Genomic DNA, 19,271 nt, shown 5'->3' with positions numbered 1-19,271 from the left:
GGATCATCAATACCGACCAGGGCAGCCAGTTCACCGCGACAGCGTTCACCGAGGCCGTGCTCCGCCGGGGCATCCGCTTGTCCATGGACGGCAAAGGTGCCTGGCGGGACAATGTGTTCGTCGAGCGTGTGTGGCGAAGCGTGAAATATGAAGAGGTGTATCTGAAAGCCTATGAATCGGTCAGCCACGCCCGGCGCTCAATCGGCGATTGCATCAGTCTGTACAACCAGAGACGACCTCATTCGAGTCTGGAAGACCGCACGCCGGAGGAGGCATACTTCGCGACGCTGCCTGCGATCAAATTGGCAGCATGACTGCCCCGGACGTTCCACTTAAAAATCTCAGAAGTCTGTCCGAACGGGTGAGGCCACCTCTCATGCGCGATTCGATCACGAGCCCGCCAGCCTTTGGATGAAGGCGGAGATGATCGAGGTCATCAGGACCTCAGCCCCCCCTTCACTGTCTTTGGCCAACTAACCTGGCAGTCTGTCCTGGGACTGCGAACGAGACCACATTTGAGGAAGTGATGGGCACTTCGAGCAGCAAACATCCGTGCCGTGTGATGACACATGTGGCTCTGAAGGCGCGTTGGAGCCACGATGGGTCGAGGAGGTATTTATCTGCCGGACGAATCGCCAGCCACAGAGGCAGGTCACGATAGAAAGCGTGTCCCCTGAAACGCGAGATTTCAGGGGACGCTCACCGCCAGCATTTTCTGGCTATTGCACGGCAGTCGATTGGGCAGGTTCCCGGACCACGTCCTTTGCGGTTCTGATCCTGCTGGCCGCGAATACGCCGGCTGCTACGCAGATCGCAATGAAGTACCATCCGTGCGTATAGTCCTTCTTTCCGAGTGCGTCTATCGTGACGAGCGCAGCGAAAATCTTGGCCGAGAACGCAGCGACGAAGTAGCCGACGCCGTTCACGAAGCCCATCGCCTTGCCATAAACCTCGGGCGAGAAAATCTCCGCCGGCAGCGCGAGGAATGGGCCCCACGCCATGTTGCCGAAGAAGCCCATCCCGCACAACGCAATGGCGAGCAGAACATGATCCGCGTGCTGCAACGAACCCAGCAGGAATACGAACGGCGCGAGTCCGATGAAGCAGACGAGGATCATGATCTTGCGGTTGCCGCGAAATACCTTGTCCGACATCCACGACGACAGCAGACTGCCTGCGGCGCCCGCAACGAAGTACAGTCCGCTCCACCACCCCATCGTCTGCAGCCTGAAGCCGAACGCGTCTGAGAGATAAAGCGGGATCCACGTCAGGGCGCCGTATAGCGTGATCTGCATGACGATATCAACGAAGATCACCGCCACGTAAGTCGGGTTCCTGAGCAGGTCAAGCAGACTTACCGATCCCTTCTTCAGAATGATTTGCTGGACGTTCGTGTACTGGCCTTTCCTGATCGTGCCCGCGGCAATTTCGTCGCGGTACGCATACTCGAGGTCGTCTTCTGTTGCCTTCGGATATTGCTCCGGCCGATCGAAGACCAGTAGTGCAATCATCACCAGCGGGACCACCCCCATCGCACCTGTCACGAAGAAGACCACGCGCCAGCTGTTGGCGTGCGCCGCAAACTGGGTGGCCAGAACGCTTGCCCACGCAGGGGTGAGAATCCAGGCCCACGCCAGGACGGTTTGTGCGCGTGCGCGTCCTTCCTTGTTGAACCAGCGCATCAGGATACGGGCGGATGGTACGTATTCCGTTCCGACCAGCACGCCGAAAAGCGCCATCCGCCACAGGTACTCGTCACGTGTCTGGATCAGGCCCATGTACATGGTCATGAACGACCAGGCGACGACCGAGAAGATCAGCACCTTCTTTGCGCCGAAGCGGTCCGTGAGCAGACCGGACACGTATTGCGACGGCCCGTAGAAAAGCAGCATCAGAAACGCGCCGGTGCCGATATCAGCGGTCGTAAGGCCAAGGTCATGGGCGATCGAGGGGTTCAGCACACTGCTTTTCACCCGGTCCAGATACTGGATGCTGTACGCGACAAACAGGACGATCGCGATGATCCAGCGGTACGGCGTTCGACTTCTCATTCAACTGTCTCCTTTTCCTGATGCGTGAAAGTGATTTGTATGTTGGTAGTATGTTAGCTACATGTTGACAGGATATTAGGTCTGTATTTAGAGTGTCAACAACAGAAATCACCCAGGAGGAGATGTGACCCAGATTGAGGTAGCGGCTCTGGATAGCCGCCCGGCTCAGACACTGTCTGCCGATGTATTCATTGCCGGAGGGGGCGCCGCGGGGCTTGCGGCCGCGGTCACCGCGGCGCGACGCGGGTGCCGTGTCGTGCTCGCCGAGCGCTATGGCTTCTGTGGAGGCGGAGCGGTGGCGGGCCTGTCCGGCACCGTGTGCGGTCTTTACGAGGCAACAGAAAGCGGCGGCGGCCCGACCCAGGTCGTACACGGGTTCGTCGACGAGTTCATCCGCAGGATGCGCGAGCGCAACGGACTCGGCGATCCACTCAGATACGGCAAGACATGGACACTGGTCCACGATCCACTCGTGTGGCGCGAAGTGGGCGATGCGTTCCTGCGTGATGCAGGCGTGACAGTGATCTATCACGCCACGGTCACCGAAGTACTGATGGAAGGTGATGCGGTCCGCGGTGCGCAGCTCTACACGAAAGAGGGCAAGGTCCGTGTGCTGGCGCCGGTCACCATCGACGCGAGCGGCGACGCCGATCTCGTCGCAATGGCGGGCTGGCAGACCAGCATGGGCGACCACGGCCGCGTGCAGAACCCGACCATGATCTTCCGGCTCGGCGGCGTTGACGTGGAGCGCTTTCTGGCCACTTACGGCACTGACACGATCATGCCGCCGGAGGTCTCCGCAAAGATCGCCGAGGCGAACGGTAACGGCTACCTGTTGCCGCGCGGCAAGATCTGGCTGTTCCCCACCACGCGACCCGGCGAACTGCTGTGCAACTGCACGCGCGTAACGGGTGCGGACGGTCGCGAGCTGAATCCGGTGATGCATCGCGATTTTACGGAAGCCGAGTTCGAAGGCCGCGCGCAGGTTCGCGAGTATGCGCGTTTCTTCAGGGACTTTCTCGCGGGTTGCGAGCGCAGCTGGGTGATCGATACCGGCGTTCAGGTCGGGGTGAGGCAAACCCGGCAGGTGGCCGGCACGAAGACGCTGCGTAACGCGGACATCCTCGCCGGCGCCAAATTCGCCGACGGCATCGCGCGCTCGCCCTGGCCGATCGAACTGCATAGCGGCAGCCGGCCACGCGTTGAATGGCTCCTGAACGACTACTACGAAGTGCCCTTCGGATGCTTCGTGCCGGCAGCCGGTGAAAACCTGCTGGTGGCGGGGCGCTGTCTGTCGGCAGAGCACGAGGCGGTTGCCTCGGCACGGGTGACCGCGCAATGTTTTTCGTATGGGCACGCGATTGGCCACGCCGCGGCGCTGGCTTCACAGGAACACATCAGCGTCCGGCGGATTGCGGGCGAAGACATCCGTCTTCTGCTCAATCGTGACGGCGCGCAACTTGACTGAAGGAACAAAGAGCATGGAAAAGCGGAAACTTCGCAGCAGCTTCACCCCGGGTACCACGCGCTGGGCGGTTCGTCGTGCGCAATGGCTCGCAATGGGACTCTCTGAAGAGGACTTCGAGAAGCCGAAGATCGCCATCGTCAACTCGTCGAGCAAACTGTCGGTCTGTTACCAGCATCTCGACGGTGTTTCCCAGGTGGTGCAGGACGCGATACGTGCCGCGGGTGGCGTGCCACTGGAAATCCGCACCGTGGCGCCATCCGATTTCGTGACGAGCGCCGGCAAGCAGGGCCGCTATCTGATGCCCACGCGCGATCTGCTCGTCAACGACGTCGAAGTGCAGGTGGAAGGTGCGGAACTGGACGGCATGGTGCTGCTCGCTTCGTGCGACAAGACAACCCCCGCGCAACTGATGGCTGCGGGGCGCCTGAACGTGCCGAGCATCATCGTGACCTGCGGCTTCCAGCTCGGCTCGCAGTGCGGCGATCACCACGTCGATATCGAGGAAGTGTACAAGTCGGTGGGCGCCTACAAGGCGAAGAAGATCACGTTGCAGAATCTGACGGACATGACCTGCCATGCGATCAAGGGGCCCGGTGTGTGCGCGGGGCTCGCGACAGCCAATTCGATGCACTGCATGGCGGAGGCATTGGGCATGGCGCTGCCCGGCAACGCGCCTATCCGTGCGGGAAGCGACGCGCTCAACGGCTACGCCGAGAGCGCGGGCCGTGCGATCATGGAGCTGGTTGAAAAGGACATCCGGCCACGCCAGATCATGACGGCGGGTGCGTTTCGCAACGCCGTGCGCGTCGCTGTCGCGATCGGCGCGTCGGTCAATGTGCTGCGGCACTTGCTGGCCACCGCGATCGAGAGTGAATGCGACGTGGATATCATCGGTGAATTCGAGGCTGCGGCATCGCTCGTCGGGCAGATCACCAAGGTGCGTCCGAACGGTCCTGACCGCATCGAAGATTTCGCCGCGGCAGGCGGCTGCGCGGGCGCGATGAAGCAGTTGCAGGCAATTCTCGACACCTCGGTGATGACCGTGAGCGGTCTGACACTCGGCGAGAACCTGGCCGCGCGGCCGGCGCCGGACGAAAGCGTCATCGCGCCCATGTCGCAGCCCTTCCGGCCCGAGCCGGGACTCGTTATCATCCGTGGCAATCTCGCACCGGACGGTGCGGTGGTAAAACTGTCCGCCGTTCCGGCGAGCGTGCGACGCTTTATCGGCCCGGCGGCCGTCTTCGAAGACGAGAACGACGCGATCAACGCGATCGAGCAGAGTAAAATTGCGCCGGGCTCGGTTGTGGTGCTGCGCATGCTGGGGCCGAAGGGCGGCCCGGGTACCGTATTCGCGGCGAGTTTCATGGCGGCGCTGGTTGGCGCGGGACTGGGCGAGACCGTTGCAGTCGTGACGGACGGCGAACTGTCCGGCCTCAATAGCGGCATCACGATTGGTCAGGTGATGCCGGAGGCGGCCGAAGGTGGACCGCTTGCCGCCGTGCATGATGGCGACACCATCGTGATCGATCTGAACAGGAAATCGATCGCGCTGGAGCTGACGGACGCGGAACTGGCCCAGCGCATCGCCGCCCTGCCGCCGCTGCCACCGACCCACGAGAAGGGCTGGCTCGCGATGTACCGCCAGCTCGTACAGCCGCTCTCGAAAGGTGCCGTGCTAGGCGAGCGGTAATTCAACCATGTAGTTTGGTAATCGAGAGAGATGTCGTGATGAATGGGCCTGCTTTGCTTCCTCTTACGGTTGATTCTGATGATCAGAGTCTGGCCGGGCAGGCCTATGCGCAGATCGAGGAGCGCATCGCCACGCTCGAACTGAAGCCCGGACAGGTCGTGTCGGAGAACGGCCTCTCGAAGCTGCTGGGCCTGGGGCGCACGCCCGTGCGCGAGGCCCTGCAGCAGCTTTCGCGGGAAGGGCTGGTCGTCGTCATGCCGAAGCTGGGCATCATGGTGTCGGAAATCGATGTCCGCAAACAGCTGCGTTTGCTGGAAGTGCGCCGGGAAGTCGAGCGGCTGCTGGTTGGCGCGGCGGCCAGGAATGCGGATGCCGCGCAGCGCGCCCTGTTCGCCCATCTCGCAGACCTGATGCCGGTGGCCGGCCGCAGCAACAACGGTACCGAATTCCTGTCGCTTGACCGCGCGTTCAACAGGCTTCTGCTTGATAGCGCAAACAACGAATATGCAGCGGCGGCGATGAAGCTCATGCAGGGACTGTCGCGCCGGTTCTGGTACGCCCATTCGGAACGCTTCGCCAATCTGCGCGAAACCGCGCAGCTGCATGCCCAGATCGCGAGTGCTATTGCCAACGGCAAAAGCCAGGACGCGAGAAAGGCACTCGACCGGCTGATCGACAACGTCGAAGAATTTACCCGGGCTACGCTCGAGTCCTGAGTCGACCGGTTTCGAATCAAGTTGGTAAAGTCCATCGCGAGGCATGTTCGCGGGCACGTCCCCATTCTTCCTGCCAACTGATCGCTGGCTGGGGGTGCCTTCTATGAGCAGGAAGTTGTCAATACCTTTGACGGCACTGTCACGTGGCAGAGATGATCGAGTAAGATCGCGTGATGAAGAATGCAAAGTCGCTTTATCACGGACATCGCTTTCCGGCGTCGGTCATCAGTTGCGCGGTGCGGTGGTATTTCAGGTTTCGGCTCAGCCTGCGTGATATCGAAGAGCTGCTGTTCGAGCGCGGGGTTATCGTCAGCTACGAAACGATTCGACGCTGGTGCGATAAATTCGGTGCATATTTCGCATACCGTGTGAAAGCCGCGCGTCGCAAGCCTGGCACCATCTGGCATCTTGACGAAGTATTTGTGACGTTGCGCAGCGAGCCTTATCTTTTATGACGCGCGGTCGATCAGCACGGGGCTGAACTTGATATCCTGCTACAGGAGCGCCGTGACAAGGCTGCAGCGAAGCGGTTTTTCAAGCGCGTGCTTGCCTCATGTGCTGTAAGCGAGTCCAGCGTACCGTCTCGACGTTCCGATCAGAAGTTGCCAGAGTAGCCCCCACCACATCGAGTAATGGGGACTACTTTGACAACAGAAGCACCGAAGAGAACTGGCCGCAAAGGCATACCGAATCATCCGCTCGAATTCCGGCGCGAGATCGCCAGGCTGGCGAGCGAGCCCGGAGTTTCGGTCGCCCGCCTGGCGATGGAACACGGGCTGAACACGAACCTGGTGTTCAAATGGCGCCGGGCGCTGCACGCAGGTGAATACGATCCCGTTGATCTGCTGCCCGTAAAGATCGATGCAGCAGTGACCGGGGGCGCGCCACCGGCATCTATTCCAGCGACGGTCACAGCACTGCAAGGGGCCATCGAAATCAGTGTCGGCAACGCCCGGGTGCGTATTGAAGGCGCACCCGACGAAAGTACCTTGATGCTGGTGCTGCGCATGTTGCGCGGTATGCCGGCAGCAGCGGCATGATCGGTCTGCCCAGCCACACGCGCGTCTGGCTGGCTGCCGGCGTGACCGACATGCGCTCAGGCTTCAACAGCCTGGCCGCAAAGGTCCAGACCGTGCCGGAGCGCGATCCGTTCAGTGGCCATGTGTTCGTGTTCCGGGGCCGACGCGGCGATCTGGTCAAAGTGCTGTGGTGGAGCGATGACGGCATGTGCCTGCTGATGAAACGTCTGGAGCGTGGGCGCTTCGTCTGGCCGCGCGCTGATGGCGGCGTCGTGTGCCTGAGCCAGGCGCAACTGTCGATGCTGCTTGAAGGCATCGACTGGCGACAACCTGAAGCGCCCGGGAATCCCGGAGACTGTTTTGCTTGAGTCATGCCGCGATGGCAGACCCAGCGAGTTTTGCATAATAAGCGGCTTCGGCCTCGGCAGGTGGAACGTTGCCGATTGGCGCGAGCAGTCGTCGATGATTGAACCAGTCGACCCATTCGAGTGTGGCCATCTCAACGGCCTGCAGATTGCGCCACGGACCAAGCCGATGGATCACTTCTGCCTTGTACAGGCCGTTGATCGTTTCAGCCAGCGCATTGTCGTAGGAGTCACCTACGCTGACCTGCCGCTCTGCCACGCCAGAGCGACGGCGAGCATCGCGCGTTATCCGCTCCCGGAAAGAACGGATTACGCAGACCATCGCTTGGGCAATGGCCTGCAAAAAGCCGCGCGGGACGCGTATCAACGTTGGCTAGGGAACGCGTATTGCGCGGCTTCGCGATTTTCGCGCTGAGGCCAACGTTGGGTGATCGCCTTGCGGCGCGTATAGAAGCGCACGCCGTCAGGACCATAGGCGTGCAGGTCGCCGAACAACGAGCGCTTCCAGCCACCGAAGCTGTGATAGGCAACCGGCACCGGCAACGGAACATTCACGCCCACCATACCCACCTCGACCTCGTCGCAGAACTGACGGGCCGCTTCGCCATCGCGCGTGAAGATGCAGGTACCGTTGCCATACTCGTGGTCGTTGATCAGGCGCAGCGCATCCTCCAGACTGTTCGCGCGCACGACGCACAGCACCGGGCCGAAAATCTCGTCGGTATAGATGCTCATCTCCGGCGTGACGCGGTCGAACAGCGTGCCACCGACGAAGTAGCCGTTGCGATGACCGTCCACTTCATAACCACGGCCGTCCACCTTCAGCTCGGCGCCCGCCGCGATACCCGCGTCGATATAGCCGAGCACGCGCTCGCGCGCGGCGCTCGTGACGAGCGGCCCCATGTCCAGTCCGCGCGAAGTGCCGGGGCCGATCTTCAGCGCGGCGATCTGCGGCGCGAGCTTTTCGACGAGCGCATCGGCAATCGCGTCGCCGACGCACACCGCTACCGAAATCGCCATGCAGCGCTCGCCGCACGAGCCATACGCAGCGCCCATCAGCGCATTGACGGCATTGTCGAGGTCGGCGTCCGGCATCAGCACCGCATGGTTCTTGGCGCCGCCGAGCGCCTGCACCCGTTTGCCGCGTCGCGTTCCCTCGGCGTAGATGTATTCGGCGATCGGTGTGGAGCCGACGAAGCTCAGCGCCTTGACATCCGGATGCGCGATCAATCCGTCGACCGCCTCCTTGTCGCCGTTCACCACATTGAGCACTCCTTTGGGCAGACCCGCCCGTTGAAACAGCCCGGCGATGAACAGCGTCGAACTCGGATCGCGTTCGGACGGTTTGAGAATGAAGGTGTTGCCGCAGGCAATCGCGAGCGGGTACATCCAGAGCGGCACCATCGCGGGAAAGTTGAACGGCGTGATGCCGGCCACCACGCCGACGGGCTGGAAGTCGCTCCACGCGTCGATGGCCGGCCCGACGTTGCGCGTGTATTCACCCTTGAGCAGTTCCGGCGCGCCGGCCGCGTACTCGACGTTCTCGATGCCGCGCTTGACCTCCCCGAGCGCGTCTTCAACCGTTTTGCCATGCTCCGCGCTGATCAGTCCGGCGATCGTCTCCAGGTTCTCCTCCAGCAGTTGCTTGAAGCGGAACAGCACCTGGGCGCGTCGCGCCGGCGGCGTGTTGCGCCACGCTGGATAGGCGGCCCGGGCGGACTGGATCGCGTGCTGCAGCGTCGCGGCATCGGCGAGACAGACTTCGCCGCTCACCTCTCCGGTGGACGGATTAAAGACTGGCGCTTTACGGCCGTCGCCGGCGACGCGTTCGCCGTTTATCAGATGCTCAATGGTCTGCATGGCGTTTCCTTGTGCTTGAAGAGACTTATCACGGGAGCGCGTTGAGCGTGTCGCCCACCGCGTCGAAGAGCGTGTTCAGTTCACCGCGCGTGGTATGAAACGGCGGCCCGAATTGCAGCGTGTCCCCGCCAAAGCGGACGTAGAAGCCCTTCTTCCATAGCGCCAGCCCCGCTTCGAATGGGCGCACGGTCGGGTCGCTGTCGCGCGGCGCCAGTTGGAGCGCGCCGGCGAGGCCGCAATTGCGGATGTCGACGACGTGCCGCGTACCGCGCAGACCATGGATCGCTTCCTCGAAGCCGGGCGCGAGTTCGGCCGCCTGGTGGATCAGATTCTCGCGTTCGAGCAGATCCAGGGTCGCCAGCGCCGCCGCGCACGCGACCGGGTGGCCCGAATAGGTATAGCCGTGGCCGAATTCGACAGCGTGCGCGGGCGCGGTCTGATTCATGAACGTCGAATAGATTTCGCTGGAGGCAATCACCGCGCCCATCGGAATCGCGCCATTGGTCAACTGCTTCGCCACGTTGACGATATCCGGCTCGACGCCGAAATACGCCGAACCGCTGGCCTTGCCGAGGCGGCCGAAGCCCGTGATGACCTCGTCGAAAATCAGCAGGATCTGATGCTGGCTGCAGATCTCCCGCAAGCGCTGCAGATATCCCTTCGGTGGCACGATGACGCCCGCCGAGCCCGACATCGGTTCGACAATCACCGCCGCGATGTTGGATGCATCGTGCAGCTCGATCAGCGTCAGCAGCTCGTTGGCGAGTTCGACCCCGCCCGTGTCGGCCTGCCCCTTCGTAAACGCGCAATCGGCCTGGAGCGTGTGCGGCAGGTGGTCCGCATCCATCAGTTGTCCGAACATCTTGCGGTTGCCGCCGATGCCGCCCAGACTGGTGCCGGCGACATTGACGCCGTGGTAGCCGCGCGCCCGGCCGATCAGGCGCGTCTTCGCCGGTTGCCCCTTGAGCCGCCAGTACGCGCGCGCCATCTTGACAGCCGTATCGGCACACTCGGAACCCGAACCCGTGAAGAAGACGTGGTTCAGCGAACCGGGGAACAGGTCGGCGATCCGTGCGGCCAGTTCGAACGACAACGGATGGCCGAACTGGAAGGCCGGCGAGTAGTCGAGCGTGCCGAGCTGGGTCGCCACGGCATCGCGGATCTCCTTGCGCGCATGACCGGCGCCGCAGGTCCAGAGGCCGGAGAGGCCGTCGAAAATCCTGCGCCCCTGCTGGTCGATCAACCACTTGCCCTCTCCCGCGACGATCATCCGCGGGTCCTGCTGGAAATTGCGGTTGGCGCTGAATGGCATCCAGTGTGCGTTCAGGTTCAGCTTGGCGCCTGGCGAAGTCATGGAATGTGTCCTTGTACGGGAGCGAACGGCCCCCGATATGAAGAGGAAGTTCTGCCCAGGGTCTAGACCAGACAATGGCCCAGGGCTTCGAGTGCCGAGTCCCAGCAGGTGCGCTTCTCGATCTGCAGCTTGGCCAGCATCAGATGCTTCGATTCGTTCAAGGCCAGCGCACCGCACAGCACGTCGCCCTTCCGGTAGTAGGCAAGGAAGCGCCGGCTCTCGAACGAGCCCATGACGATCCTCACCTCGTCGGCGGCCTCGGAGCCAGCGAACTGGATGCGGTGACCGTACTGATCCGACCAGAAGTAGTTGCTGCCGACGAACGGCGTCCGGTTTTCGTGGCCGGCCAGAATATTGCGCGCGACATGGCGCCCCTGCTCCGCCGCGTTGGTCCATTGCTCGCAGCGCATCTCGCGGCCGAACAGTTCGTTCGGCCACCAGGCGACGTCGCCGGCCGCGTAAATGCCGGGCGGCCCGGCCGACAGCGTGGCGTCGCAGACGATGCCGTTCGCCAGTTCGAGCCCCGATCCCTGCAGCCAGCCGATGTTCGGCGCCGAGCCGACGCCGACGACGAGGATGTCGCACGGAATGCGCTCGCCGTTGGTCAGCAGCAGCTCCTCGACGCGTCCGGTGCCGGAGATTTCCGCGATCGATACGTTGCAGAGCAACCGCGCGCCGCAGTCCGCGTGCAGGGCCGACAACAGCGCCCCCATGGCCGGCCCGACCGCGCGCTCCAGCGGCGTCGAGGCGAGATTGACGAGGGTCGTCTGCAAACCTGACGAACGCGCGCAGGAAGCCACTTCCGCGCCGATGAAGCCGGCGCCGAGGATCACCACGCGCGGCGAGCCGTTGCGCATGGCTGCGCGCAGCTTCAGCGTGTCCTCGATGCAGCCCAGCGAATAGATCCCGTCGAGATCCGTTTGCACAGGCAGCGGACGCGGAGCGGCACCCGTGCAGATGAGCAGGTCGTCGAAGGCGATCGGCGAACCGTTCGCCAGCACCTCGCGCTCGCGGATGCGCAACTCCGTCGCCCGATGCGACAGGAACATGTCCACCTCGTGCTCGCGGTAGAACGCGTCGTCCCGGTAGCGGATCTCGTCGGGCTCGCGAGTGCCGAGTAGCACGTCCTTGGAAAGCGGCGGTCTGTCGTACGGCAAATGGGGTTCCGCGGTCACGATCGCGATCCTGCCGTCATACCCGCCACGCCGCAACTCCTCGGTGCAGCGCAACGCGGCGAGTCCGCCGCCAACCATGACGACTCGCCGACTGCCCGAGCTGATCGGTGCCTTCACGATGCCTCCCGTCTCTCTGGTCATTCGGTACGGCACAGGTCCGTCAGGCGAATGGCCTCGACCGGGCAGCACGCCATCGCGTCTTGCGCCTGCCTGATCTCGCCGGCGCTGCTGCACTCGTCCTTGATCACCAGCAGGCGCGAGTTGCCGTCGAGATCGAACAGACTGGGCGCGAGGGAGATGCACATCCCCGCGCACACGCACTTTTTCATGTCGACTTCGATTTTCATCTGGTCTTCTCCTCATGAACGTGGATTGCCGGTTTGCCCAGCTCCTTGGCGAGTTCGAGCAGCCACAGTCGATACTCGACCGAGTATTTGTCGACACCCTTGACGTGCATCTCGCGCGTCAGATCTTCCGGCAGTTCCTCCGGCCGCTGCGACTCGACGACCCACCGGTCCTGGTCGTAGATGAATTTGACGAAGTCCCCGAGTTCCGCATCCGCCTTGGCCGGGTCGCCGAAATCGCGCGACGACACGGTGAAGTTGCGGATCTTCTTCGGCCCCATCGGCGTCGGGTGGAACAGCAGGTGGTAGCGGTTGCCGTCCTGGAAGGTGATGTCGTACACGCAGGTGAGCGGCATGAATACGCGCCAGTTGAAGTGCAGCCGCAGATACGGATCGGCCGGCTTGTCCTTGCCGCCCCACGCGGCCGAGTCGATCGGCACGCGCACCCACGAGCCCTCGCCCTGGACGTTCTCGAGCCGGTTGTCGTTACGGAACACTTCGTGCGGCGGTACCTCCGGCACCGTGCGGTCCGCGAGGTAGCCGTCATGGAGAATGGCGAAGTGCGAATAGTCGGTGTAGTTTTCGACGCGGCGCGGCGCGCTGCACTTCCAGTCTTCGGCCGGCGTGACGGCCACGTAATGAAAGTCGGCGTCGTCCCAGACCGGGTACTCCGGTAACGGGAAATAGGGCTTGTCCTCGAGGCAGGCCCAGATCATGCCGTACCTCTCGACCGACAGATACTTGCGGGTTCGGGCGCGCAGCTGCCCGGCCAGATCCGCGCGCTGCGGGGCGAGCGTCAGTTCGCCCTCCTGATCGAATTGCCAGCCGTGATACGGACACTCCAGACGGCAGCCGTCGCGGACATGGCCGAGGGAAAGCCGCGTGCCGCGATGCGGGCAGAGATCGTCGAACACCGAGATCTCGCCGTTGAGCCGCACGATCACGATATCGTGCTCGAGCAGCGTAAAGCCGACGGGCTTGTCGGTGACCTCGTGCGAGTAGGCGACGACGTGCCAGAAATAGCGCATCGAACGATACACCCGCGCCTCGCCTTCGACATTCAGTTCATTGGCGCGGCTCAGCGCCGGAACCTGCTTCAGATTGGGGACAGCCATCTATTCTTCTCCTCATGCGACGAGCGCGAACGTAATGCGCGATTTATCTGCGTCCTTTGACACCGCCGTCGGAAACGCTTGCGCCAGGGGCGCGCGCGCTTCTCTCGCGACAGACCGATTGCCGATCGTCAGAGGTTCTGCGATTCGACGAACTTTTCGAACAGCCAGCGTCGGTATTCGACGGACACCACGTCGGCGCCGCGCACCGGAATTTCGCGGTCGTCCCGGCTGGCGCCGTTGAAGCTGAACCATTTCGGCTGCTGCGACTCGATGATGGCTTTGTCCTCGCTGAGGATCGTGTCTTCCAGTTCCTTGAAAAACAGGTCCTCCATCGGCTCCGTGCGGAAATCGCGCGCCTGCCACCAGAACACGCGTGTGAGATTCTCGGTAACCGGCGAGGCGCTCATGAACAGCACATAGTGCCGGTCGTTGGGCATGCGGAAACTCACGTAGACGGTCGCCGGCAGGGAGATGTGGTACTCGTTGAGCGGCGTCACCTGGTCTGCGTCCCGAACCGGGAACAGCAGCTTGTAGAGATCGGGGTTGGGCGGCAGATAGCCGTCGCGGTCGAAGCGCAACACGTGACCGTCGCGCCAGACCTTCACGGTCTCCACGCCGGGGCTTTCGCGGGCGCCGATGGTGCCGTCGTGTACGTACGGGAAATGGCTGAAGTCGACGAAATTCTCGAGCCGGCGCGGCGCGCTGGTCGCCCATTCGTAGTTCGGACCCTGCTGGACGCGAAAGCCCGGATCGGTCAGCTCCGCAAACTCCGGCAGCGGCGCAATCGGCTTTTCGAGCGCCACCCAGATGATGCCGACATGCTCGGCCGCGTAGTAGCAATCGACCGATACGCTCATGGCCTCGGTCAGCTCCTCGCGCGCGGGAACGCGAACGCACTTGCCGCCGCCGTCGAAACGCCAGCCGTGATACGGACATTCGATCGCACCCTCGACGACGTTGCCGAGCGCCAGGGCCGTGCCCTTGTGCGGGCACCGGCCATGCATCGCGCGGACCTCGCCGTTCAGACGCGCCACGACCACGGACTCGCCCAGCAGCGTCACGCCGAGCGGCTTATCCTTCAGTTGTCCGGAATAAGCGACCGCGTGCCAGTACTTGCGCATCGCGGTGAACAACTCCGGCTTCGGGCTTCTCTCCACCTCGAGCGGAATATCTGCAAGATTCGTCATGTCGATTGCTCTCCCAATGAATGGAAACCGGCATGGCCGTCAACCCGCGGCCCTGCCCTCGTCGCAGCCGTCGCCAGGCGGCTGCCTGCCCCGTCCTTAGCGTCAGATATCCAGCGTCAGCCGCTCGCCCTTGCAACGCGACACGCAGATCATCATGGTCTGGTTCGAAGCACGCTCACGCGGCGTCAGAACGTGATCCCGGTGATCGGGCTCGCCCTCGATGACCGCCGTTTCGCACGTCCCGCAGATGCCCTGGCGGCATGAAGAAAGCGTCGGCACGCCGTTCTCCCGCAGCACCTCCAGAATCGAGCGGCCCGCGGGCACCCGCAGCGTCTTGCCTCGCCTCGCGAGAACGACGGTGAACGCGTCGGCATCGACGGACGCGTCGGCAGCCGGCGCCTTGAAGTATTCGAGGTGAATCCGCTCGGGGGCCACGCCGGCAAGCGTCTTCGAGAAGGCCTCCATCAGCGGCTCCGGACCGCAGCAGTAGAAATCCGCATGGCCGCGATGCGCGCCCAGCGCGTCGTCGAGATTCAGCGATGCCGCGCCCGGCTCGCCATCGAACACGCAGTGCAGCGTGCCGCCCGCACAGGTGTCGGCGAGATCGTGCAGCTCGCGCAGAAAGGCGGCCCGACCCGGGGTGCGCGCGCAGTAGTAGAAGACCCAACTGCGGCCGAGCTCGCTCAGGCGGCGAACCATCGCCAGCAATGGCGTCACGCCGATGCCGCCGGCGACGAACACCGAGTGCTCCGCGCGCTCGTTGAGAGGGAAATGATTGCGCGGCACGCTCACGCTCAGACGGCTGCCGATCGTCACCGCGTCATGCATGCGCATCGAGCCGCCCGCCCCGGCCGGATCGCGATGGACCGCGATCACGTAGCGGTGGCGCTCGTGAGGATTCGTCAGCGAGTACTGCCTGAGCACGTCGGGCAGTACCTGCACATCGAGATGCGCGCCCGCCGTAAAACGCGGCAGTTCTCCGGCAACTGGCCAAAGCTCGAATGAGCGCACCGTCTCCGCTTCCAGCCGGATGCCGCGCACCTCCACCTCGATGGTTTCCCTTCCTTTCATCGCTCCTCCTCTTGCGGGCCCGGCTCAGGACAACACGTGATTGATGCGGAATACGTTGCCTTCCGGGTCGAGAAGAACTGCCTGATACCAGTGGTAGTAGGTTTCGTACGGCGCTTTCACCAGCGTCGCGCCGGCAGCGACGGCGACGGGCACGAGATGGTCGACCGCGTCTTTCGTGTCGACGTCGAAGTTGAGCAGGAACTTCACGCCCACTGCGTTCCGGAAATCCGACAGTTGAAGCAGGTCGTAGGCATCGTGCGCATTGAAGCCGAGGCTGCTGCGGCCGGTGTCGAGTCCGCGAAAAATCGGCGAACGGATCGCTTCGATTTCGACGAAGCCGAACACGCGTCGATAGAAGTCGCTCAGCGCCTCGATATCGCGGGCGAAGACATTCACGTAAGACAGATGTGCCATGTGCTGTTCCTCGGGCTGTCACGCCGATTGCGGCAAACGCGCGTGCATGCTTCGCGCGGTTGTATGTATGGTGCGCAGGCACGCGTGCGATGAACATGTGCAGTCCGGTCTTGTTCGCGCAAACGCTTCGGGTGTGCGCATCGACCGTGTTGGCCGAAAGTTCTGTACAGCGTCACCGTTGCGCGATGTACAGCAGGCGCACGATTTGCACTTCGCCACTGCCGGGCCGGCTTCTCTGCTGCTACCATCACTCAGGCAATCTTCAGCTGGATAGACGCATACGGCTCGAGTGCCCATCACAAGAAACCGGGCGGCATGGCGGCAAGACGCGAGCCCGCAATTCCACACGCCGAGGTCAATCATGTCTTTGCGCAACATTGTCGTAGTCGGAGCGAGTGTCGCCGGATTGCGGGCGGTGGAAACGCTTCGTCGGGAAGGCTTCGAGGGCGACATCACGCTGGTCAGCGGCGAGCCTCACGCGCCCTACGACCGACCGCCACTGTCCAAGCAGATATTGACCAGCGAGATCGGCCCCGCGGAACTGCAGTACCGCGAGATCGACTGGTTTGCGCAGCAGGAGGTGACGCTGCGTCTGGGCGAGCACGCCGAGCAGCTCGACGTCCGCGCGAAGCGTCTGCGCATCGGTGGCCAGTGGCTGCGATACGACGGGCTCATCGTCGCGACCGGCGCGCGCGCCCGGAAACTCCACACCGGGCGAGCGCTGAAAGGCATCCACACGCTGCGCACGATCGACGATGCGCTCGCCATCAGGGAAAGCATCCTGCCGGGCACCCGGGTCGTGATCATCGGCGCGGGCTTCGTCGGCTCCGAGGTGGCGTCGAGCGCGGCATCGAGCGGCGCACAGGTAACGTTGCTGGAGGTCGCGGAGACGGCGATGTCGCGCGCGGTCGGCGCGCAACTCGGTCACGTCTTCGCGCGGTTGCACGAGGAGTTCGGCGTCAACCTCGTCTGCAAGGCGCGCGTGACCGGGTTCGGCGGCAACGATCGGGTGCAGTTCGTTCGCCTCGCGGACGGCTGGGAGTTGCCGGCCGACCTCGTCGTCGTGGGCATCGGCGTGGAGCCGAACACGGAATGGCTGAGCGACTCCGGCCTGACGCTCGACGACGGCCTGCTGTGCGACGACACGCTCAATGCCGGCCCGGAAACGGTCTACGCTGCCGGCGACGTCGTGGCGTGGCCCAACGCATGGTGGGGCGGCGTCATGCGCGGCGAACAGTGGCTCGTCGCGGCCGACCAGGGCATGCACGCGGCGCAGAACCTGCTGCTCGGCCGCGCGCGGGCACGCCCGTTCTCGACCATCCCTTATTTCTGGACGGACCAGTACGGCTGCCGCATCCAGGTCGCCGGCCGCACGGATCTCGGCGAAGCGGTTTCGCTGATCGGCGACCCGAGTCAGCGCCCTTTCCTGTGCGCGTACCGGCACGGCAACGAGATTACTGGCGTGTTCGCGATCGACGCGCCGCGGGCGTTCGCCACGTTGAGAAGCCGCATGCAGCAGCATCGGGGCTTCGCTACCGCGACTGAAGGCGTCAGCGCGCTGGCCGACGCCGATTGACCGCGCGTCCCGCCCACGCTTAGGGGTCGACGACGCCAGGAGCGCCGTGCCCCGCCACGCCAGAGGCGGTGCATCATGCGCACCGTCGAGACATCGATGCATCGTCCGGCGGCAAGCGCGCCGCTTCGCATCGACCCGAATCGTCCCTGAATCGGCTTACGCCGCCTGCACGCGCGCCGACACCGTACGCAGGAACGCCTGCAATTCGGGCGCGCCGCAATACGCGACATTGAAACGGAACCACACCCAGTCCGACAAAGGCGACAGCAGGAATTCGTCGCCCGCGGCGAGCGCGATCTTTGCCGCGCGGGCTTCCTCGACGATCCGCTCGGTGTTGAAGTCCTCCGTGGGCGCGACCTGCCATCCCGCGCTGACGAACAGACCGCCGCGAGGCATCGCGAGCGGCGTCATGCCGATGTCGGCCAGCAAGGCCAGAAACTGTTCCCGATTGTTGGACAGCCTCATTCGCAGCCGGTCGATATAGCGGCGGTGGCCGGGATCCGACAGCACCTCGTAAATGCAGCGCTCGTTCAGATCCGAGGTCGTCAGACCGCAGGTCATCTTCGTCCTGACGATCTCGGAAACGAGATGCGGCGGGCAGAGAATGAAGCCGGTCCGCAACGAAGGCGCAATGGTCTTGGAAAAGCCGCCCAGACAGATGACGCGGTTCAATCCATCCAGCGATGCCAGCGACGGGTCCGACGGCGACGCCAGATCGCGAAAGATATCGTCCTCCACGATCAGGAAATCGTGCTGCTCGGCCAGCGCGACGACGCGATAGGCTTGCGCGGCCGACAAGGTGGTCGACAGCGGGTTCTGCAGCACCGAACTCAGAAAGATTGCCTTGGGCCGATATTCCGCGGCCATCGCCGCCAGCTTGTCGACGTGCAGCCCGTCCGGTCCGCGCGGCACCCCGATCATTTCGACGCCGTACTTGCGTAGCAGATGATAGGTATTGAAATAGCCGGGCTCTTCCACGAATACCGTGTCGCCGGGCTGCAGGAAAGAGCGCACGACGAGATCGAGCCCATGCGACACGCCGTTCGTCAGAATGATCTGTTCCGGCGAGACCGTGCAGAACCGCTCGGTGAATCCGCGCGCCAGCAGCTGACGCAGACGCGGAAAACCCAGCGGATGACCGTAGCCCACCAGACGCTCCGCCGGCATCTTGATAGCCTGCCTGAGCGCCTGCAGCATCATGCTCTCGCTGCACCACTCAGGCGGCAGCACACCGGCGCCGACCGGCAGCAGTGCAGGATCCTGATTCCACACCAGCACCGGCAGCCACTCGCCGGAGGCCACCTCCGTCCGTCTGATCGACTCGTCCGGCAGCGCCGCCACCTGCCCGGCGCGCGAGGTGACGAAATAGCCGGAGCCTGGGCGGGAGCTCAGCACGCGCCGGGAGACCAGCACGTCGTAGGCCTCCGCCACGGTGAACGTGCTGACGCCCAGCGACTTTGCCAGTTCCCGCACCGACGGGGTCTTCGTGCCTGCGCGCAGCCGACCCGATTCGACCATCGCGTCGAGTCGGGCGACGAGCTGGTCGACCAGGCTGACACCGCGCCGCCGCTCGATCCGCAGTTCCTCCAGCAAGGTCGACTCGCGCTGTGGCGAGGATTCGTTCTGTGCCGTGCCGGCCTCGTATTCGTCGGCCGGCATCGTCGTCCTCGCGGCCATCAGCGCTGCCGCTGGTGAAGCGTAGGCATTCATGGGGACATCTCCTGGCTGGTCTTATTGTGCGATCCGCCTTCGAACGTCTCGACCCGCACTGGCGTCGATGGCAAATTCTATCGGCCAACCTCCGCTTCGATCAGCAGCATCCGACTACACTGCGTTTCACAATTGAAACGCTGACAGGCATGGCGT

General features: G+C 63.5%; 17 protein-coding genes and 2 pseudogenes. 8 read left to right on the top strand and 11 right to left on the bottom strand.

All coding sequences use genetic code 11. The features are described 5' to 3' along the window. On the top strand, positions 1-314 hold a 314-nt coding region (locus HHL14_RS16245), incomplete at its 5' end, for an integrase core domain-containing protein (RefSeq protein ID WP_169498621.1). Between the two features lie 405 nt (positions 315-719). Here the strand turns inward: HHL14_RS16245 and HHL14_RS16240 are convergent. Next, complete coding sequence (locus tag HHL14_RS16240) at positions 720-2,051, bottom strand: MFS transporter (protein WP_169498620.1); 1,332 nt, start codon at positions 2,049-2,051, stop codon at positions 720-722. A 124-nt stretch (positions 2,052-2,175) separates the two neighbouring features. Between HHL14_RS16240 and HHL14_RS16235 the strand changes: the two genes are divergently transcribed. From HHL14_RS16235 to tnpB, 6 genes and pseudogenes are all read left to right on the top strand, one after another. Further along, a complete protein-coding gene (locus HHL14_RS16235; RefSeq protein ID WP_329601671.1) occupies positions 2,176-3,519 on the top strand; it encodes an FAD-dependent oxidoreductase in 1,344 nt (447 codons plus the stop codon). Then, the gene (gene ilvD, locus HHL14_RS16230; RefSeq protein ID WP_329601670.1) at positions 3,401-5,209 is read left to right on the top strand and encodes a dihydroxy-acid dehydratase; all 1,809 of its coding nucleotides are present in this window, start codon (positions 3,401-3,403) and stop codon (positions 5,207-5,209) included. Before HHL14_RS16235 ends, ilvD begins: the two co-directional genes overlap by 119 nt. Positions 5,210-5,247: 38 nt before the next feature. Beyond that, positions 5,248-5,925 carry a GntR family transcriptional regulator gene (locus tag HHL14_RS16225; protein ID WP_169498638.1) on the top strand — a complete coding sequence of 226 codons (678 nt, stop codon included), beginning with the start codon at positions 5,248-5,250 and terminating at the stop codon, positions 5,923-5,925. A gap of 173 nt (positions 5,926-6,098) precedes the next feature. Continuing rightward, positions 6,099-6,482: pseudogene (locus HHL14_RS16220) on the top strand (IS6 family transposase); the annotation flags it as partial. 75 nt (positions 6,483-6,557) lie between these two features. Beyond that, positions 6,558-6,965 (top strand): IS66-like element accessory protein TnpA, encoded by a 408-nt coding sequence (gene tnpA / locus HHL14_RS16215; protein WP_169498619.1) that lies wholly within the window; start codon positions 6,558-6,560, stop codon positions 6,963-6,965. After that, positions 6,962-7,312 (top strand): IS66 family insertion sequence element accessory protein TnpB, encoded by a 351-nt coding sequence (gene tnpB, locus HHL14_RS16210; protein ID WP_169498618.1) that lies wholly within the window; start codon positions 6,962-6,964, stop codon positions 7,310-7,312. Before tnpA ends, tnpB begins: the two co-directional genes overlap by 4 nt. 1 nt (position 7,313) lies before the next feature. Here tnpB and HHL14_RS16205 read toward each other — a convergent pair. The 9 genes and pseudogenes from HHL14_RS16205 to HHL14_RS16165 form a co-directional block, all read right to left on the bottom strand. After that, positions 7,314-7,553: pseudogene (locus HHL14_RS16205) on the bottom strand (integrase core domain-containing protein); the annotation flags it as partial. A gap of 119 nt (positions 7,554-7,672) precedes the next feature. Next, complete coding sequence (locus tag HHL14_RS16200; protein WP_169498617.1) at positions 7,673-9,169, bottom strand: CoA-acylating methylmalonate-semialdehyde dehydrogenase; 1,497 nt, start codon at positions 9,167-9,169, stop codon at positions 7,673-7,675. Between the two features lie 28 nt (positions 9,170-9,197). Continuing rightward, a complete protein-coding gene (locus tag HHL14_RS16195) occupies positions 9,198-10,523 on the bottom strand; it encodes an aspartate aminotransferase family protein (RefSeq protein WP_169498616.1) in 1,326 nt (441 codons plus the stop codon). Between the two features lie 62 nt (positions 10,524-10,585). After that, positions 10,586-11,815: an NAD(P)/FAD-dependent oxidoreductase gene (locus tag HHL14_RS16190; RefSeq protein ID WP_169498615.1), complete on the bottom strand. Its 1,230-nt coding sequence runs from the start codon at positions 11,813-11,815 to the stop codon at positions 10,586-10,588. 20 nt (positions 11,816-11,835) lie between these two features. Further along, positions 11,836-12,045 (bottom strand): ferredoxin, encoded by a 210-nt coding sequence (locus HHL14_RS16185; RefSeq protein ID WP_169498614.1) that lies wholly within the window; start codon positions 12,043-12,045, stop codon positions 11,836-11,838. Then, complete coding sequence (locus HHL14_RS16180) at positions 12,042-13,157, bottom strand: aromatic ring-hydroxylating oxygenase subunit alpha (RefSeq protein WP_169498613.1); 1,116 nt, start codon at positions 13,155-13,157, stop codon at positions 12,042-12,044. The genes HHL14_RS16185 and HHL14_RS16180 overlap by 4 nt, the downstream gene beginning before the upstream one ends. A gap of 128 nt (positions 13,158-13,285) precedes the next feature. Next, entirely contained in the window at positions 13,286-14,344 is a 1,059-nt protein-coding gene (locus HHL14_RS16175; RefSeq protein ID WP_169498612.1) for an aromatic ring-hydroxylating oxygenase subunit alpha, read from the bottom strand. A 102-nt stretch (positions 14,345-14,446) separates the two neighbouring features. Beyond that, the gene (locus HHL14_RS16170; protein ID WP_169498611.1) at positions 14,447-15,415 is read right to left on the bottom strand and encodes a PDR/VanB family oxidoreductase; all 969 of its coding nucleotides are present in this window, start codon (positions 15,413-15,415) and stop codon (positions 14,447-14,449) included. Between the two features lie 24 nt (positions 15,416-15,439). Beyond that, positions 15,440-15,829, bottom strand: coding sequence for a VOC family protein (locus tag HHL14_RS16165; RefSeq protein ID WP_169498610.1), 390 nt, complete (start codon positions 15,827-15,829; stop codon positions 15,440-15,442). 361 nt (positions 15,830-16,190) lie between these two features. On the opposite strand from HHL14_RS16165, the gene HHL14_RS16160 reads away from it, so the two are divergent. Beyond that, positions 16,191-17,405: an NAD(P)/FAD-dependent oxidoreductase gene (locus HHL14_RS16160; RefSeq protein WP_206002354.1), complete on the top strand. Its 1,215-nt coding sequence runs from the start codon at positions 16,191-16,193 to the stop codon at positions 17,403-17,405. Positions 17,406-17,561: 156 nt separating this feature from the next. Here HHL14_RS16160 and HHL14_RS16155 read toward each other — a convergent pair whose 3' ends face one another. Then, on the bottom strand, positions 17,562-19,115 hold the full coding sequence (locus tag HHL14_RS16155) for an aminotransferase-like domain-containing protein (RefSeq protein WP_230413062.1): 1,554 nt from the start codon (positions 19,113-19,115) through the stop codon (positions 17,562-17,564). Positions 19,116-19,271 lie beyond the last annotated feature (156 nt).

Source organism: Paraburkholderia antibiotica, assembly GCF_012927125.1.
In the GTDB taxonomy this organism is placed as follows: Bacteria; Pseudomonadota; Gammaproteobacteria; order Burkholderiales; family Burkholderiaceae; genus Paraburkholderia; species Paraburkholderia antibiotica.
Note: the sequence above shows the minus strand (reverse complement) of the source record. Positions and strands in the feature narration are given on the sequence as shown.

What these genes read in the sequence shown, in the direction of transcription:
- HHL14_RS16240 (WP_169498620.1), bottom strand. Translation starts at nt 2,051, where the DNA reads ATGAGAAGTCGAACGCCGTACCGCTGGATCATCGCGATCGTCCTGTTT.
- ilvD (WP_329601670.1), top strand. Translation starts at nt 3,401, where the DNA reads ATGGGCACGCGATTGGCCACGCCGCGGCGCTGGCTTCACAGGAACACA.
- HHL14_RS16225 (WP_169498638.1), top strand. Translation starts at nt 5,248, where the DNA reads ATGAATGGGCCTGCTTTGCTTCCTCTTACGGTTGATTCTGATGATCAG.
- tnpA (WP_169498619.1), top strand. Translation starts at nt 6,558, where the DNA reads ATGGGGACTACTTTGACAACAGAAGCACCGAAGAGAACTGGCCGCAAA.
- tnpB (WP_169498618.1), top strand. Translation starts at nt 6,962, where the DNA reads ATGATCGGTCTGCCCAGCCACACGCGCGTCTGGCTGGCTGCCGGCGTG.
- HHL14_RS16200 (WP_169498617.1), bottom strand. Translation starts at nt 9,169, where the DNA reads ATGCAGACCATTGAGCATCTGATAAACGGCGAACGCGTCGCCGGCGAC.
- HHL14_RS16195 (WP_169498616.1), bottom strand. Translation starts at nt 10,523, where the DNA reads ATGACTTCGCCAGGCGCCAAGCTGAACCTGAACGCACACTGGATGCCA.
- HHL14_RS16185 (WP_169498614.1), bottom strand. Translation starts at nt 12,045, where the DNA reads ATGAAAATCGAAGTCGACATGAAAAAGTGCGTGTGCGCGGGGATGTGC.
- HHL14_RS16180 (WP_169498613.1), bottom strand. Translation starts at nt 13,157, where the DNA reads ATGGCTGTCCCCAATCTGAAGCAGGTTCCGGCGCTGAGCCGCGCCAAT.
- HHL14_RS16175 (WP_169498612.1), bottom strand. Translation starts at nt 14,344, where the DNA reads ATGACGAATCTTGCAGATATTCCGCTCGAGGTGGAGAGAAGCCCGAAG.
- HHL14_RS16170 (WP_169498611.1), bottom strand. Translation starts at nt 15,415, where the DNA reads ATGAAAGGAAGGGAAACCATCGAGGTGGAGGTGCGCGGCATCCGGCTG.
- HHL14_RS16165 (WP_169498610.1), bottom strand. Translation starts at nt 15,829, where the DNA reads ATGGCACATCTGTCTTACGTGAATGTCTTCGCCCGCGATATCGAGGCG.
- HHL14_RS16160 (WP_206002354.1), top strand. Translation starts at nt 16,191, where the DNA reads ATGTCTTTGCGCAACATTGTCGTAGTCGGAGCGAGTGTCGCCGGATTG.
- HHL14_RS16155 (WP_230413062.1), bottom strand. Translation starts at nt 19,115, where the DNA reads ATGAATGCCTACGCTTCACCAGCGGCAGCGCTGATGGCCGCGAGGACG.